Raw genomic sequence first — 13,106 nt, forward strand, 5'->3', positions numbered from 1 at the left:
AAGATTTTTTTAATTGGCTGTGTCCTGAAAGATTGCTGGTATTCGTAACAGTATAGTACACGCATAGAGACTAGCTTCGCGGCCTCTCCTCTTAAAATTCGCAGGCGATTTAAGGGGTGAAATAGGATGAATTTAACGATTCATCAACATTCTGGAAAACGAACAAAAACAGCCAGGAAGCACATGAGCCAGCCTCTCTAAAAATATGATAAAAGGGAAAGGCATAGGAGGTGAAGGTGTGGCAGTTGTGAAAGCTACGGCAAAGGATATTAACTTAATGGCAAGATTGCTTAGGGCTGAAGGGGAAGGGGAAGGTCCGCTTGGCATGCTGCTGATCGGAAATGTTGGCGTTAACAGGGTTCGTGCAAATTGTTCCGATTTTAAAGGGATTCGAACAATCCCCCAAATGATTTTTCAAGAACATGCGTTTGAGGCCGTCACTCATGGTTACTTTTATCAAAGACCGAGAGAAAAGGAAAGGCGGCTCGCGAGAAGAACGGTCAATGGTGAGCGTTTCTGGCCGGCAAAGTTCAGCTTATGGTATTTCAGGCCACCGGGGGATTGCCCGTCTACTTGGTATGACCAGCCGTTTGTGGCCCGCTATAAACTGCATTGTTTTTATGAACCAACAGCTCAAACGTGCCAGAATGTGTATAACACTTTTTAAATCTAAAAAGAAGCGCAGAATATATGTCTGCGCTTCCTTTCATCTTATTCCTTCCACCATGTATCATAAAGCGTTGCCGGCATCTGCCGTTTGTGCTCGCTCATTAGATAGCGCTTTTCAATCTTCTCAGCTGCCTCTATTGATACTTCTTTGCCTTCCAGGTAGTCATCGAGCTCATCATATGTAATGCCAAGCTCTGTTTCATCTGCCTGCTGCGGCTTATCGTCAAGCAAATCAGCAGTTGGTGCTTTTTTATAAAGGCTTTCCGGGCAGCCAAGTTCTTTCAGCAAGGCTTTACCCTGACGTTTGGACAATCCATGAAGAGGAAGGAGATCTGCCCCGCCGTCGCCATATTTTGTATAGAATCCTGTGACAGCTTCAGCCGCATGGTCTGTACCAGCAACAAGCAAGCCATGCTGCCCGCCAAGAGCATATTGGACAGCCATCCGGACTCTCGCTTTTACATTTCCTTTATGATAATCTGCAAGTTTTTCTCCATTTATTTGATTAAATGTTTCAGTAAAGCTTTCTACTGTATTTGCAATGTTAAAGGTTACCACTTTATCAGGCTTCATGAAATCAAATACGAGCTCTGCATCATGCTCGTCCTTTTGGGTCTTGTAAGGCAATCGGACTGCCAGGAAGGACGCATTTTTCCCGTCTTCGCGAAGCTCTTCTACTGCCATCTGGCACAGTTTTCCTGCAAGAGTTGAGTCTTGTCCAAGGCTGATCCCAAGAACAAAGCCTTTTGCATTTGTTTTATGGAGATATTCCTTCAGAAAGTCCACTCTTTTTCGAATTTCATTGGCAGGCTCTATTTGAGGCTGCACATCCAGCGCTATAATAATTTTTTCCTGTAAACTCACGAAAACGTCCTCCTTACTATTTTTAAAAGATGACTCTTTTTTTAAGGCTCTTTTCTTAAACTTTGTTGCTTTTTTATCCATATAAAATATACATCTGCGAATTTTAAGAAAAGCTGCCACGAAGCCTGCCTTCTAGCGTTATCTAAATAAATACGAATAGCAACTGCCTTTGTGAAAACAGCATTTCTTAAACTTTGTTCATTTAAACGAAAATAGAGCCTTAAAGATAAATACCATGTTCCTTTATATAAGCATAGCATTTATCAGGAAGCAGATACCTTGGCTCCCCGCCTAAAGAAAATTCATCCCTGATATAGGTGCTGCTTATTTCCATCGCCAATCCTTTATCAATTAAATGGAATCTTGTTCCATCATCATGATTTCTGAGCAGAGCTGAGCCTGAGATAGTTTTTAACATATCTATACCATTTCTCGCCATGATGATAAACTTGTTATTTGAAATCAGCTCATCCGCATACTTCCATTTCCCTTCCGCAATATCTTTGAGAAGGTCCGCCCCCATAATAAAATAAATTTCATCGTTAGGATAAAGAGAATGAAAATGCTCCATCGTATGGTACGTATAAATATTCCAGCTTTCCTGTTTCATTTCATAATCATCCAGAATAAACTTTTCGTTGTTTTCCATTGCCATAGCAAGCATAGCAAGGCGATGCTCATCAGATATGTGAAGCAATTTATCCTTTCTTTTGCTTGAACATGGCAAAAAGATCACTTTATCGAGTTTTGCTCTGTGTGCAACCGTACTCGCTGTCCATAAATGCACATTTGTCACAGGATCAAAAGAACTCCCATAAATCCCTATTCTGGCCATCCCGTTATCCCCTTATCCTTCAATATTTTTACTCTGTCCTCATCGCAGCGGTCTTTTCTTTTACTTCCTCAATGTTTTTCATTTTCTTTTCCCAGCATTCAGGGCTCAGGTCAACCGGATAATTTTCCGGGTTAAGAGATCTTATATACTCATCCCACAGTACTGTCAAATTCTCCTTTACACTGCTGCGTATAGCGGAAAGTTCGGGGAGTTCATATACAAGGCTGCCATTAGCGAAAATTTCTTTATGAAGGTCCCTTGCTTCAAAATTCGTTACAAATTTACTGATATACGTATGAACTGGGTGGAACATTTTAATGCGTTCTTCTTCAGACGGGTTTTCGTGATCAAGTGCAATATAATCTCCTTCTGACTTGTGATTCATGCGATTGATGATCCGGTACACTTTTTTCTTTCCGGGAGTTGTGACCTTTTCAGGATTCCCGCTGATTTTTATTGTATCAGCCATTTCACCGTTTTCATCTTCTATGCTGACCAGTTTATAAACGGCTCCAAGCGCTGGCTGATCATAGGCTGTGATGAGCTTTGTTCCAATACCCCAGGCATCAATTTTTGCCCCTTGAGACTGCAGGTTCATAATGGTTTCTTCATCAAGATCATTGGAAGCAATAATCTCTGTATCTTTAAATCCTGCGTCATCCAGCATCTTGCGGGCCTTTTTTGAAAGATAGGCAAGATCTCCGCTGTCCAGTCTGATGCCTTTAAAGACAATTTTGTCTCCAAGCTCCTTTGCCACCTTTATGGCATTAGGAATGCCTGACTTTAACGTGTCGTATGTATCAACAAGAAACACACATACCTTGTGACGGCGGGCGTATTTATGAAAAGCGGTATATTCATCTCTGTATGCTTGAACCAATGCATGAGCATGTGTGCCTGATACAGGAATACCAAACAGCTTTCCTGCCCTTACATTAGAAGTGGCATCAAATCCGCCAATATATGCTGCTCTTGTTCCCCATATTGCCGCATCCATTTCATGTGCACGTCGGGTTCCGAACTCCATAATCGTTGCATCTCTTGCAACGAGCTTCATTCTGGCTGCCTTTGTTGCGATCAGTGTCTGATAGTTCACGATGTTTAAGAGCGCTGTTTCAATCAGCTGCGCCTCAGCAAGCGGTGCCTCCACACGTAAGATCGGCTCGTTACCGAAAACAAGCTCTCCTTCTTCCATAGACCTTACATTCCCCGTAAAACGCAATTCTTGCAAATAAGCAAGGAAGTCCTCTTCATACCCTTGCTCCCTCAAATAGGCGATATCACTTTCCGAGAAATGAAAGTTCTTAAGATAATCAACTATTCTCTCCAGCCCTGCAAAAACACCAAAACCATTTCCAAAAGGCAGCTTGCGGAAAAAGACTTCAAAAACAGCCTTTTGGTTGTGTACGCCATCCTCCCAATAGGTTTCTGCCATATTGATTTGATATAAGTCAGTATGAAGGGCTAAGCTATCATCCTGATAAAAAGTTGACATGTCATTTCCTCCTAAGCAAGCTTGTAAACCTATCTGATTTCTGCGTTGAGACTGTTTTTAAAATGGCTTAATGCCCATCTATGCCCCTCAGCATTAAAGCTTGCAACAGTATTTTGATGAACCACAATATTAAATCCTTTATTATAGGCGTCTACCGCAGTATGAAGCACACATATATCTGTGCAAACTCCTGTAAGGTGAATTTCAGTTATTCCCCTTTCACGGAGCTTTATCTCTAAATCTGTTCCTGCAAATGCGCTGTATCTCGTTTTATCTATCCAATGGACGTTGTCTGCTGCACGGAAGTTATCATAGACCTCAGAGAGTTCTCCAAATAATCCCCTGCCTTCTGTCCCCTTAATATTGTGCGGAGGGTACAAAATGCTTTCTGGATGAAAAGGGTCGTCTGCATGATGAAAATCGACTGCGAAGACAACATAATCCCCATTTTCAATAAAATGCCTTGTCAGCTGCACAAGATCTTTTTCAATCGTCTGTCCAGGTTTTCCGCATGTTAAAGCCCCATCATCTGCCACAAAGTCATTTGTGTAATCAATACTGACCAATGCTCGTTTCATCCTTTTGCTTCCTCCCCTTCAGTTAAAAAATCCCCTTAATATCTCGCAGTGTAAATAGGCTTAATGACGTCCATATCCTCAAAAACATACAGCTGTGTCGGTTTCTTGGAAGTCCTGTTCGTTGTTTTGCCTTGAGCTTCCTTTATAAAAGGCAGAGATTTGATTTTTCTTGCAAACGACTGACTGCTTTTAATAGCAGAATCATTTGTTACCGTCAAAAGCAGGGCCTGCAGTTCAGAATAAGTAAATTCCTTTGGCAGAAAATTCTTAGCTGCGGTTGTCTGCAATAAATCTGTTTTGATTTCTGTTATAGCATCTTTTATTAATCTTTCGTGATCAAATGCAAGCGGAAGCGATTCAAGCTCATGCAGCCCGAACAGCTGAACATCCTCTGCATCATCCTCTGCCTTCCGGTTGGAGAGAAGTGTCTCATTCACGATAGCATAGTGCGCGTTTGAAATAATCCAGCCTCTCGGGTCACGGCCGGGCTGATCATATGTACCGTAATGCTTTAAATGAATGCCTTTAACACCTGTTTCTTCTTCAAGCTCTCTGCTTGCAGCTTCAAAGGCAGTTTCATCTGGCTGAACAAAGCCGCCAGGCAATGCCCACTTTCCTGCTTCAATATTTGGTTCCCCCTCCGCATTTAACAGGCTTCGATTAATCAGCATCAAGTGAATGGCTACTAGAGGAGGCTTGTGCTCTCTTCGTTCGTATAATATCGTAAAGACAGCAATGTCTGACGTATACCCGTCTGGTGTCCTGTACTTCTTAGAATCGTACTGTTTTAAAGCTTCTTCATTGGACAATTCTTCACCCCCCTTTTTATTAATTAACAATTTGTTAATTAAATTATAACGAATGGTTTTAATCTGTCAATTAATACCCTTCCTGCAGAAAAAAATAACCAAGCATGCAAAAAACCATCCTATTTAAGAGAATGGTTTTTTGTCATCCTATTAGCTGATCTTTTATCTACTTGATAATGAGAACAGGACAGCTTGAAAGCTGCAGAACACTGTGGCTGACGCTTCCTAGAAACAGTTCTTTGATTCCGCCAAGCCCTCTGCTCCCCATAATAATCAGTTCGATTCCGTTCATAATGGCATAACGTGCAATCTCTTCTCCTGGCGTGCCTTGAAGGACGGCTGCATTTGTTACATTATTCGGCAGATCCCGCCGCAGCTGCTCATTAATATGCTTCATTAAAATCGTTGCATCTTCAAACTCTTCTTCTGCAATGCCGTAATTTGACGATGAGGTAATATTCGAGGTCGGATTGATTACCAAAATGACTTCAACTTCAGAACTTATATCTTCTTTCGCTAAAGCAATTGCCTCTTTGTACGCTTTATTGCTCAAATCGGACCCATCATACGCCACAAGCATTTTCCGGTATAAATTCATTTCGTGTACCCCTCCTGTCTCTTTCTTCTTTCTATTATAACGCGATAGAGCCTTTTAGAGAGAATGTGGTCTATTTATTTGGGAAGGGCTTGACATAAGTTGGTTATCATTTGAGGAGGGGCGCTTGTAAATTGGGCCGTGGGTGCTCTTAATTTTTGATATCCGCTCTTATAGCTTTGTGTGCGTTCATAAATTTTTATGGCTGCTCTTAAATGTTAGGGAAATTCATTAAAAAAGATGGAAAGGCAACAGTTTAAGAAAAGATGGAAAGGCAACAGTTTAAGAAAAGAGCCTTTCTTAAAAATCCAGTGGCTTCAATTTAGCTTCAATCTCTTCGCGCTTCGGTTCCAAAAATGGAGGCAAGGCAAGAGAGATTCCTAGTTCTTCTTCTCTTTCATCTGCAGAAAAGCCGGGTCCATCTGTTGAAAGTTCAAACAAAATACCATTGCGGTCACGGAAATACAGCGCTTTAAAATAATATCTCTCAACTATGCCGGAATTGGCATATCCGCAGGACAGAATCTTCTGGTGCCATTCTTCCAGTTCGGTTTTATCCGCAACTCTCAGTGCAACATGATGCACTCCTCCTCTGCCGATTCTTCCCCTTGGCAATTCGGAGTTTTGAATGACATGGATTTCACTTCCTGCTCCGCCATCAGCGACTTCAAAAACGAAAAGTTCAGATTGATCGTCCAGCTTGTATGAGGATTTTTTCCTAAATCCCAAGACTTCTTCAAGCACCCGCACAGTAGGTTCCGATTTATTCACTGTTAATTGGACTGGTCCAAGTCCAAGAATGGCATAATCTAATGGAATTCCTGGAGATTCCCATGGGTTGCCAGGTTCAGTTTCCTTCTCTGCGATAAGAAAAACTTTGAGCCCCTCAGGATCCATAAACGGGAGAGCTTTTCTTCCGTCAAGAATCCGAATCGGCTCTGTTTCTATTTCAAACTCTTCCAAACGTTTCTCCCAAAAATACAAGGCAGCTAAGCTCTTTACCCTAAGTGAAACTGCTGAAATGCTCCCTGCTCCTTTATGCGTACGGGCAGCATTTGGAATCTCAAAAAAAGTCAGCTCACTTCCCGGAGAGGCCGCTTTATCTCCATAGAATAAGTGATAAACACTTGTATCATCTTGATTGACTGTTTTTTTCACTAATCTCATCCCGAGAATACTTGTAAAAAAATCATAATTTTTCTTGGCATTGGCAGTTAATGCGGAAACATGGTGGAGTCCTTTGATTGCCATGTTTATCCCCCTTTTTATAATCTCGAAATTAAATATCTTGATTTAAAGATAATTTGTTTCATATATTTTGTCAACAGCGAAAACGTTAAAAAAAGTTTTTTCTTTCGTGAGTTTAGGGGAAATTTCACAGGGTATTCAATTAAACAAGGCATTTTTTTAGCATTGGTAACATTATCTAGTTCTTTTGCAAGCTACATTCATTAAGGAGGCTATCATATGCAAGGAAAGACGAATAAAGCACTGATTTATTTTTTCGGTGCACTGGGAGGCATGCTGTACGGTTATGATACCGGTGTCATTTCTGGAGCACTGCTGTTTATTAAAAATGACATTCCTCTCTCAGATTTTCTGCAAGGTGTGGTTGTAAGCTCCCTGTTAGTCGGTGCGATTGTTGGCGCAGGCTTTAGCGGAACACTATCCGATAAAATAGGAAGAAGAAAAGTGGTCCAGATGATTGCCATTATTTTTGCAATCGGTGCGATCGGTGCTGCTTTGTCAGCCAACGCCGGTATGCTCATATTGTTTAGGATCATTATCGGGTTGGCCGTTGGCGGCTCCACTGCGCTTGTACCAGTTTATTTATCAGAAATGGCTCCAACCCAAATTCGCGGTGCTTTAGCATCCCTTAATCAATTAATGATAACGATTGGAATACTGATTGCATATATAATTAACTTCGCTTTTTCAGCATCAGAAGGCTGGCGCTGGATGCTTGGACTTGCAGCGATCCCTGCTGTTATCATGCTGATCGGTGTTATTTTTATGCCTGAAAGCCCGCGCTGGCTTATTAAGAAGAACCACGAGCATGAAGCAAGAAAGGTCATGCAGTTCACGCGAAGCGAAAATGAAATTGAGTCTGAAATTAATGAGATTAAGAAAACAGAAAAGAATGAAGAAAGTTCAAGCAGTATTCTTTCTTCCAGCTGGATGCGCCCTATGCTTATTGCAGGGATCGGACTTGCCATTTTCCAGCAGGTAATCGGTATCAACGCCATCATTTATTACGCTCCGACGATCTTTACCAAAGCCGGTATGGAAGCGTCCTCATCTATTCTCGGAACTGTAGGAATTGGAGCGGTAAATGTGTTAATGACACTTGTCGCCATAGCAGCTATTGACAAGATCGGCCGCAAAAAACTCTTGTTTATAGGAAACGCGGGAATGGTTCTTAGTCTTTTAGCTCTTGCTTCGATTATTAGCTTTGCAGGGCTGACTCAAGCTACAGCATGGTATACCGTGATTTTATTAGGCTTATTCATCGTCTTTTTCGCTGCAACATGGGGTCCTGCCGTATGGGTTATGCTTCCTGAACTGTTCCCTTTAAAAGCACGCGGAGCAGGCACAGGCCTTACAACACTTTGCCTTTCTGCTGCCAATCTTGTGGTCGCATTGCTGTTTCCTATCCTGCTTGGAGCAATCGGACCAGCATATATCTTTCTTATCTTTTCCGTAATCGGAGTATTCGCCTTTCTTTTCGTCTACAAATACGTCCCTGAAACAAAAGGAAGAAGCCTGGAAGACATTGAAAATGATTTAAGGAAAAAGATTTCGTAATTAATCTTTCTTCAAATGACAAAAACAAAAAGCTGCGTTCGGGAAGTTCCCGCGCAGCCCTTTATTTTGCCATTATATGGTCATATCCAAGCTCAGCTAGTTTTTCTGCAATAACTTTATATCCTTTATCGTTAGGATGGACTCTGTCAGAAGACAAGTATTGATCTTCATGGTGTTTAAATGCAGAATAAATATCTGCAATTCTGATATGCTGTCCAAGGTTAAAGCTTTGTATAACTGAATTGAATTTTTTTACCCATTTTTCAGCAAGCGGGATTTCAGGAAAGGGATCATGTAAATTGCACAGCCGTATAATAAAGGTATCTCCATTTTTTTTTTCATTGATTAAACGGAGTATTGAAGCCAGATTTTGATGGCATGTTTCTAGAGCCTTCATAAAAATCTTTTCATTCTGATGCTTTTGAAAGTCCCTTGTTGCGTTAATTAGGTCATTTCCGCCTGAAGTAATGGTTATTATTTCAGCTGCCTTTATCCTCTTTTTAATACATTCATTATCCAGCTCATTTAATACATCCTCTGTAGTAAAACCTGAATGGGCAAAAACGAAAATGGCTGCCTTACCCTGCAAAGCCTTTTCAGACATTCTAGCGTATCTCGCAACAAATGCAGGAGCGAGAAAAGAAGAGCCTCTTCCAACTGTTAAGGAATCTCCTAACGCAACGTATTGAAAAACCAATAAAACCAGCCTCCCTGAAAAACCTGGATGCCTTATGTTTATGCCCAGAAAGGTAAAACGGGTACTCTTCACGGCTGATGAACAAAAGGCGCAGGCGCCCTGGTTAGCCCCGACAAGCGCTGGAGGGCCTGGCTGTGAAGTCGTTCTTTGACTTCATTGACAGGACCGAAGCGACCTCAGATCGGGCTGGGCGCTGGAGCTGGATTTCAATACACTTGTTGAAAGTTATCAACAAGGTGAAAATTTTATAATTTCCTTAACAACAAAAAAATCCTCCTTTCCTGTTGGAAAGGAGGATTTTATTTATGCTCTGCGTCTTGTCGATCTCATAATCAAGCTGACGATGAACACAAAGATGATCGCTCCAATTAGAGCTGGAATAATAGCGATACCTGCTAAGGATGGACCAAAGCTTCCAAATGCTGCTCCGCCGATCCATGCACCAATGATTCCTGCAATGATGTTGCCGATAAATCCGCCCGGCACATCTTTGCCAAGAATAAGTCCTGCCAGCCAGCCGATAATGCCGCCAACGATTAAGTATAGAATAAATCCCATCATTACTTACCTCCAATACTTAGTGACTTCTTGCTCCTTTTCTCATAGAACGTAAAATCAGACTTAAGATGAAAACAAAGATGATCGCTCCAATTAAGGCAGGGATAATCGCAATTCCGCCTAATGATGGACCAAAGCTTCCAAATGCTGCTCCGCCAATCCATGCACCGATAATTCCCGCAATAACATTCCCAATAATCCCGCCTGGTACATCTTTTCCTAAAATAAGTCCTGCCAGCCACCCAATGATGCCGCCAACAATTAAATATAAAATGAATCCCATAATAAGTTACCTCCTCGTTTTAGTGATTTCTTGAAGTTCTTCTCATAGAACGTAAAATCAAGCTTAGAATGAACACGAAAATGATCGCTCCAATTAAGGCAGGAATAATGGCAATGCCGCCTAACGATGGACCAAAGCTTCCAAATGCTGCTCCGCCAATCCACGCACCGATAATTCCGGCAATGATATTTCCGAGGATACCGCCTGGTACATCTTTACCAAGAATAAGTCCTGCAAGCCAGCCGATAATACCGCCAACGATTAAAAATAAAATAAATCCCATATCCATTCACCTATCCTTTTTTATATTTTTTGTCTAACTGCTAGTTATATTCCCCCTTTTTTGAAAAGCAAACTCCCATAAAAAAGTCAATTTAAAATATTTTAGGTTTATTTAGGGCTTTTAGTCCTCTTAAAATCACACTTTAAAGCACATAATAAAGAAATTTTCGCTAAGATTTAGGAAAATTCTCTGATTGACAAAACTGTTTTCGGAAAAATTGCTGCTATTCGTATGGCTTAAAGAACGCGTACAAAGATTAGCTTTTCTTAAATTTGCAGATATGCCTATACTTTAATTTTACTTATTTAACAGCAAAGTTTAAGAAAGGCTGTTTTCGCATAGATTGTTGCTTTTCGTAAATGTCTTTATCATGCATTTAGCTTGCTTCGTGGCATCTTTTCTAAAAAGTTCCTGCCAAAGCAGTGGTCTTTCAAAAGGAATTTAGGACAAATTAAAAAGAGCCCTAACAAAAAACTCCCGTCGATTGACGGGAGTTTGCTGAAAAGTTATTAGAATTTAGCCGCAAGATCCTTAGCGCGGGAAATAGCTTCTTGTTTGATTTCTTCTGCTTTGTCAGGGAATTGATTGTGGCCTTCCACAAACAATCCTTCAAATTCATTAATGCCGAAGAATTGCATGATTGTGCTGATATAGCGATGGCCCATTTCCATTTGAGCTGCCGGGCCTTCTGAGTAGATGCCGCCTCTCGCTTGGATATGAAGAGCTTTTTTATCAGGAAGCAAACCAACAGGGCCTTGTTCTGTATATTTGAATGTTTTGCCTGCAACACAGAGAGAATCAATATATGCTTTCATTACTGGAGGGAAAGAAAAGTTCCACATTGGTGTAACAAATACATATTTGTCAGCTGCAACAAATTGGTCTGTCAATTCTGCAAGACGGCTTACTTTAGCCCTTTCCACATCGGAAAGCTGATTGAATTCTGAACCGGTTTGAAGTTTGCCCCAGCCGCTGAATACATCTGCATCGATATGAGGGATATTTGTTCTGTAAAGATCGATATGTACTACCTCATCGTTCGGATTTGCTTCTCTGTATGCTTTAACGAACTCACTGCCTACTGCAAGGCTGTATGAAGTTGTCTCATCATGCGGATGTGCTGTAATATAAAGTACTGTTGCCATAATTGGTTACCTTCCTTTTCATCATTTTTTTTGCTTACAAAAATTTAACTGCATATTTGGCATACAATTATAAAATTCCTGATGCCTTAAAGCCCACTAAAAGCTTTCCCTGAATGCTTTGTTTCAATCGGGGTAAAAACTGGGTGAGTTTCTGCCTGTAACAGGAAAATTACTTTTAGTGCCGACAGCAATTTTTTAAACAAAGTTACTTTACGTAAGTAAGTTTATAATAGTAAATTTATTACGTCAAGTATGTTGTTTACACTAGATAACAATTTAATTAATAGTAACTTTAGGGTATAATGTACTGAAAGGTGAGGTGAATCGTATGAACAGCCCTGCATTATGCACGAAAGTCGAAAAAGGAATGAAAATCATCAGCCAAAGATGGACCAGTCTGATTATTTATCAGCTTTTAAACGGCCCGCATCGTTTTTGCGAAATAGAGGCAGCATTGCCGATAAGCGGCAGAGTTCTTTCAGAACGGTTTAAGGAATTAGAACAGGAAGGAATAGTTAATCGGGAGGTTTTTCCGGAAACACCTGTCCGTATTGCCTATTCTTTAACTGAAAAAGGGAGAGCATTAGAGCCTATTATGAGAGAAATAGAAAAATGGTCACACACCTGGATTGATTAAGAAAAAATTGGCAAATTCAGAATACGCATTGAATACTTCTCGGCATCTTTTCTTAAGTCTTTCCGGTTGGTTAGCGGCAAATTTGAAAGCAGCAGCATATGGGAAAAGTGCCCTTAAGAATGTGCCATATTCAAACTTCCTAGAGCACAATCCCCGGTATAATAGAGGTTCTTCGACTTTAAACCCTTAAATTTCTTCCCATTCCTTTATATCCTGGGCATAAAAAAGCAAACGACTTTATGAAGACCGTTTGCTTTTTTCGTTCCTTATTCTTAAGCTTCTTTATTCAGCTGCCTATTCTTGAAGCATCAGGAGTTCAGATGCTCTCGGACCTTCAATACTGTATATGGATAAGTGTTTATTCCACCTGAAAATGTTTTTTTCATACTTCATTCCCATTCGCTCTGCTACCTTAATGGAAGGAATATTTCGTGGATCGATGAGAGATATAATTTTTGGGAAATCCAAGTGCAAAATCCCCAGATCTCTGCAGGCCAGCGCAGCCTCTGTTGCATATCCCCTGCCCCATACAGTTTTTTTAAAGAGATAGCCGATTTCCATTTCCACTTTATCTTTAATTTTTTGCGGGACAATACCGCATTGCCCGTAAAATTCTCCCGTCTCCTTATCTTCCGCAATCCAAAGACCAATATCAAATTTTCTATAATTCTCTTCTGTCCAATAAATCCATTCTTTCGTGTCCTCATCATTTTTCGTTGAAGGATAATACTTCATTGTTTCTTTATCAGAAAATATTTCCTTTAAATGATCAAAATCACTTTTTGTCATTTGCCTAAGAATTAGACGCTCTGTAACAGCCACTATACATTTCATAGCTACTCTCCAATCATCA

16 protein-coding genes are annotated in these 13,106 nt (G+C 40.7%); 3 read left to right on the top strand and 13 right to left on the bottom strand.

Translation table 11 applies throughout. The annotated features are described in order from the left end of the window. The first annotated feature begins 238 nt into the window (after positions 1-238). On the top strand, positions 239-667 hold the full coding sequence (locus ACOT8F_RS09740; RefSeq protein ID WP_421651584.1) for a cell wall hydrolase: 429 nt from the start codon (positions 239-241) through the stop codon (positions 665-667). A gap of 44 nt (positions 668-711) precedes the next feature. Here the strand turns inward: ACOT8F_RS09740 and nadE are convergent, their stop codons facing one another. The 7 genes from nadE to ACOT8F_RS09775 all read right to left on the bottom strand — a co-directional run bounded on the left by nadE (position 712) and on the right by ACOT8F_RS09775 (position 7,096). Then, positions 712-1,533, bottom strand: a complete 822-nt coding sequence (nadE, locus tag ACOT8F_RS09745; protein ID WP_421651586.1) for an NAD(+) synthase — start codon at positions 1,531-1,533, stop codon at positions 712-714. Between the two features lie 220 nt (positions 1,534-1,753). After that, positions 1,754-2,368 (bottom strand): nicotinate (nicotinamide) nucleotide adenylyltransferase, encoded by a 615-nt coding sequence (gene nadD, locus ACOT8F_RS09750; protein WP_421651588.1) that lies wholly within the window; start codon positions 2,366-2,368, stop codon positions 1,754-1,756. A 28-nt stretch (positions 2,369-2,396) separates the two neighbouring features. Beyond that, a complete protein-coding gene (locus ACOT8F_RS09755; protein ID WP_421651589.1) occupies positions 2,397-3,863 on the bottom strand; it encodes a nicotinate phosphoribosyltransferase in 1,467 nt (488 codons plus the stop codon). A gap of 29 nt (positions 3,864-3,892) precedes the next feature. Then, positions 3,893-4,441, bottom strand: coding sequence for a cysteine hydrolase family protein (locus ACOT8F_RS09760; RefSeq protein ID WP_421651590.1), 549 nt, complete (start codon positions 4,439-4,441; stop codon positions 3,893-3,895). Between the two features lie 35 nt (positions 4,442-4,476). Beyond that, complete coding sequence (locus ACOT8F_RS09765) at positions 4,477-5,250, bottom strand: NUDIX domain-containing protein (RefSeq protein ID WP_421651591.1); 774 nt, start codon at positions 5,248-5,250, stop codon at positions 4,477-4,479. A 166-nt stretch (positions 5,251-5,416) separates the two neighbouring features. Further along, complete coding sequence (locus ACOT8F_RS09770; protein ID WP_421651592.1) at positions 5,417-5,848, bottom strand: universal stress protein; 432 nt, start codon at positions 5,846-5,848, stop codon at positions 5,417-5,419. 297 nt (positions 5,849-6,145) lie between these two features. Then, entirely contained in the window at positions 6,146-7,096 is a 951-nt protein-coding gene (locus ACOT8F_RS09775) for a ring-cleaving dioxygenase (RefSeq protein ID WP_421651593.1), read from the bottom strand. A gap of 216 nt (positions 7,097-7,312) precedes the next feature. On the opposite strand from ACOT8F_RS09775, the gene ACOT8F_RS09780 reads away from it, so the two are divergent. Beyond that, the gene (locus ACOT8F_RS09780; protein WP_421651595.1) at positions 7,313-8,650 is read left to right on the top strand and encodes a sugar porter family MFS transporter; all 1,338 of its coding nucleotides are present in this window, start codon (positions 7,313-7,315) and stop codon (positions 8,648-8,650) included. Positions 8,651-8,711: 61 nt separating this feature from the next. On the opposite strand, the gene ACOT8F_RS09785 is transcribed toward ACOT8F_RS09780, so the two are convergent. The 5 genes from ACOT8F_RS09785 to ACOT8F_RS09805 form a co-directional block, all read right to left on the bottom strand. Further along, positions 8,712-9,347, bottom strand: coding sequence for a GDSL-type esterase/lipase family protein (locus tag ACOT8F_RS09785; protein ID WP_421651596.1), 636 nt, complete (start codon positions 9,345-9,347; stop codon positions 8,712-8,714). Between the two features lie 303 nt (positions 9,348-9,650). After that, positions 9,651-9,905 carry a GlsB/YeaQ/YmgE family stress response membrane protein gene (locus ACOT8F_RS09790; RefSeq protein ID WP_421651929.1) on the bottom strand — a complete coding sequence of 85 codons (255 nt, stop codon included), beginning with the start codon at positions 9,903-9,905 and terminating at the stop codon, positions 9,651-9,653. A 19-nt stretch (positions 9,906-9,924) separates the two neighbouring features. Further along, positions 9,925-10,188, bottom strand: a complete 264-nt coding sequence (locus ACOT8F_RS09795) for a GlsB/YeaQ/YmgE family stress response membrane protein (protein WP_421651597.1) — start codon at positions 10,186-10,188, stop codon at positions 9,925-9,927. A gap of 19 nt (positions 10,189-10,207) precedes the next feature. After that, positions 10,208-10,471: a GlsB/YeaQ/YmgE family stress response membrane protein gene (locus ACOT8F_RS09800; RefSeq protein WP_421651599.1), complete on the bottom strand. Its 264-nt coding sequence runs from the start codon at positions 10,469-10,471 to the stop codon at positions 10,208-10,210. A 509-nt stretch (positions 10,472-10,980) separates the two neighbouring features. Then, the gene (locus tag ACOT8F_RS09805; RefSeq protein WP_421651601.1) at positions 10,981-11,616 is read right to left on the bottom strand and encodes an FMN-dependent NADH-azoreductase; all 636 of its coding nucleotides are present in this window, start codon (positions 11,614-11,616) and stop codon (positions 10,981-10,983) included. Positions 11,617-11,944: 328 nt separating this feature from the next. Here ACOT8F_RS09805 and ACOT8F_RS09810 point away from each other — a divergent pair, with 328 nt between their 5' ends. After that, positions 11,945-12,253: a winged helix-turn-helix transcriptional regulator gene (locus tag ACOT8F_RS09810; RefSeq protein WP_421651602.1), complete on the top strand. Its 309-nt coding sequence runs from the start codon at positions 11,945-11,947 to the stop codon at positions 12,251-12,253. A gap of 294 nt (positions 12,254-12,547) precedes the next feature. On the opposite strand, the gene ACOT8F_RS09815 is transcribed toward ACOT8F_RS09810, so the two are convergent. Beyond that, complete coding sequence (locus ACOT8F_RS09815) at positions 12,548-13,087, bottom strand: GNAT family N-acetyltransferase (RefSeq protein WP_421651603.1); 540 nt, start codon at positions 13,085-13,087, stop codon at positions 12,548-12,550. Between the last annotated feature and the right edge of the window lie 19 nt (positions 13,088-13,106).

The organism is Chryseobacillus diguaensis (assembly GCF_049220665.1).
Classification (GTDB): domain Bacteria; phylum Bacillota; class Bacilli; order Bacillales; family Bacillaceae; genus Metabacillus_B.

Coding starts and splice junctions, on each gene's coding strand:
- nadD (WP_421651588.1), bottom strand. CDS start 2,368: ATGGCCAGAATAGGGATTTATGGGAGTTCTTTTGATCCTGTGACAAAT.
- ACOT8F_RS09755 (WP_421651589.1), bottom strand. CDS start 3,863: ATGTCAACTTTTTATCAGGATGATAGCTTAGCCCTTCATACTGACTTA.
- ACOT8F_RS09760 (WP_421651590.1), bottom strand. CDS start 4,441: ATGAAACGAGCATTGGTCAGTATTGATTACACAAATGACTTTGTGGCA.
- ACOT8F_RS09770 (WP_421651592.1), bottom strand. CDS start 5,848: ATGAATTTATACCGGAAAATGCTTGTGGCGTATGATGGGTCCGATTTG.
- ACOT8F_RS09775 (WP_421651593.1), bottom strand. CDS start 7,096: ATGGCAATCAAAGGACTCCACCATGTTTCCGCATTAACTGCCAATGCC.
- ACOT8F_RS09780 (WP_421651595.1), top strand. CDS start 7,313: ATGCAAGGAAAGACGAATAAAGCACTGATTTATTTTTTCGGTGCACTG.
- ACOT8F_RS09790 (WP_421651929.1), bottom strand. CDS start 9,905: ATGGGATTTATTCTATACTTAATCGTTGGCGGCATTATCGGCTGGCTG.
- ACOT8F_RS09795 (WP_421651597.1), bottom strand. CDS start 10,188: ATGGGATTCATTTTATATTTAATTGTTGGCGGCATCATTGGGTGGCTG.
- ACOT8F_RS09800 (WP_421651599.1), bottom strand. CDS start 10,471: ATGGGATTTATTTTATTTTTAATCGTTGGCGGTATTATCGGCTGGCTT.
- ACOT8F_RS09805 (WP_421651601.1), bottom strand. CDS start 11,616: ATGGCAACAGTACTTTATATTACAGCACATCCGCATGATGAGACAACT.
- ACOT8F_RS09810 (WP_421651602.1), top strand. CDS start 11,945: ATGAACAGCCCTGCATTATGCACGAAAGTCGAAAAAGGAATGAAAATC.
- ACOT8F_RS09815 (WP_421651603.1), bottom strand. CDS start 13,087: ATGAAATGTATAGTGGCTGTTACAGAGCGTCTAATTCTTAGGCAAATG.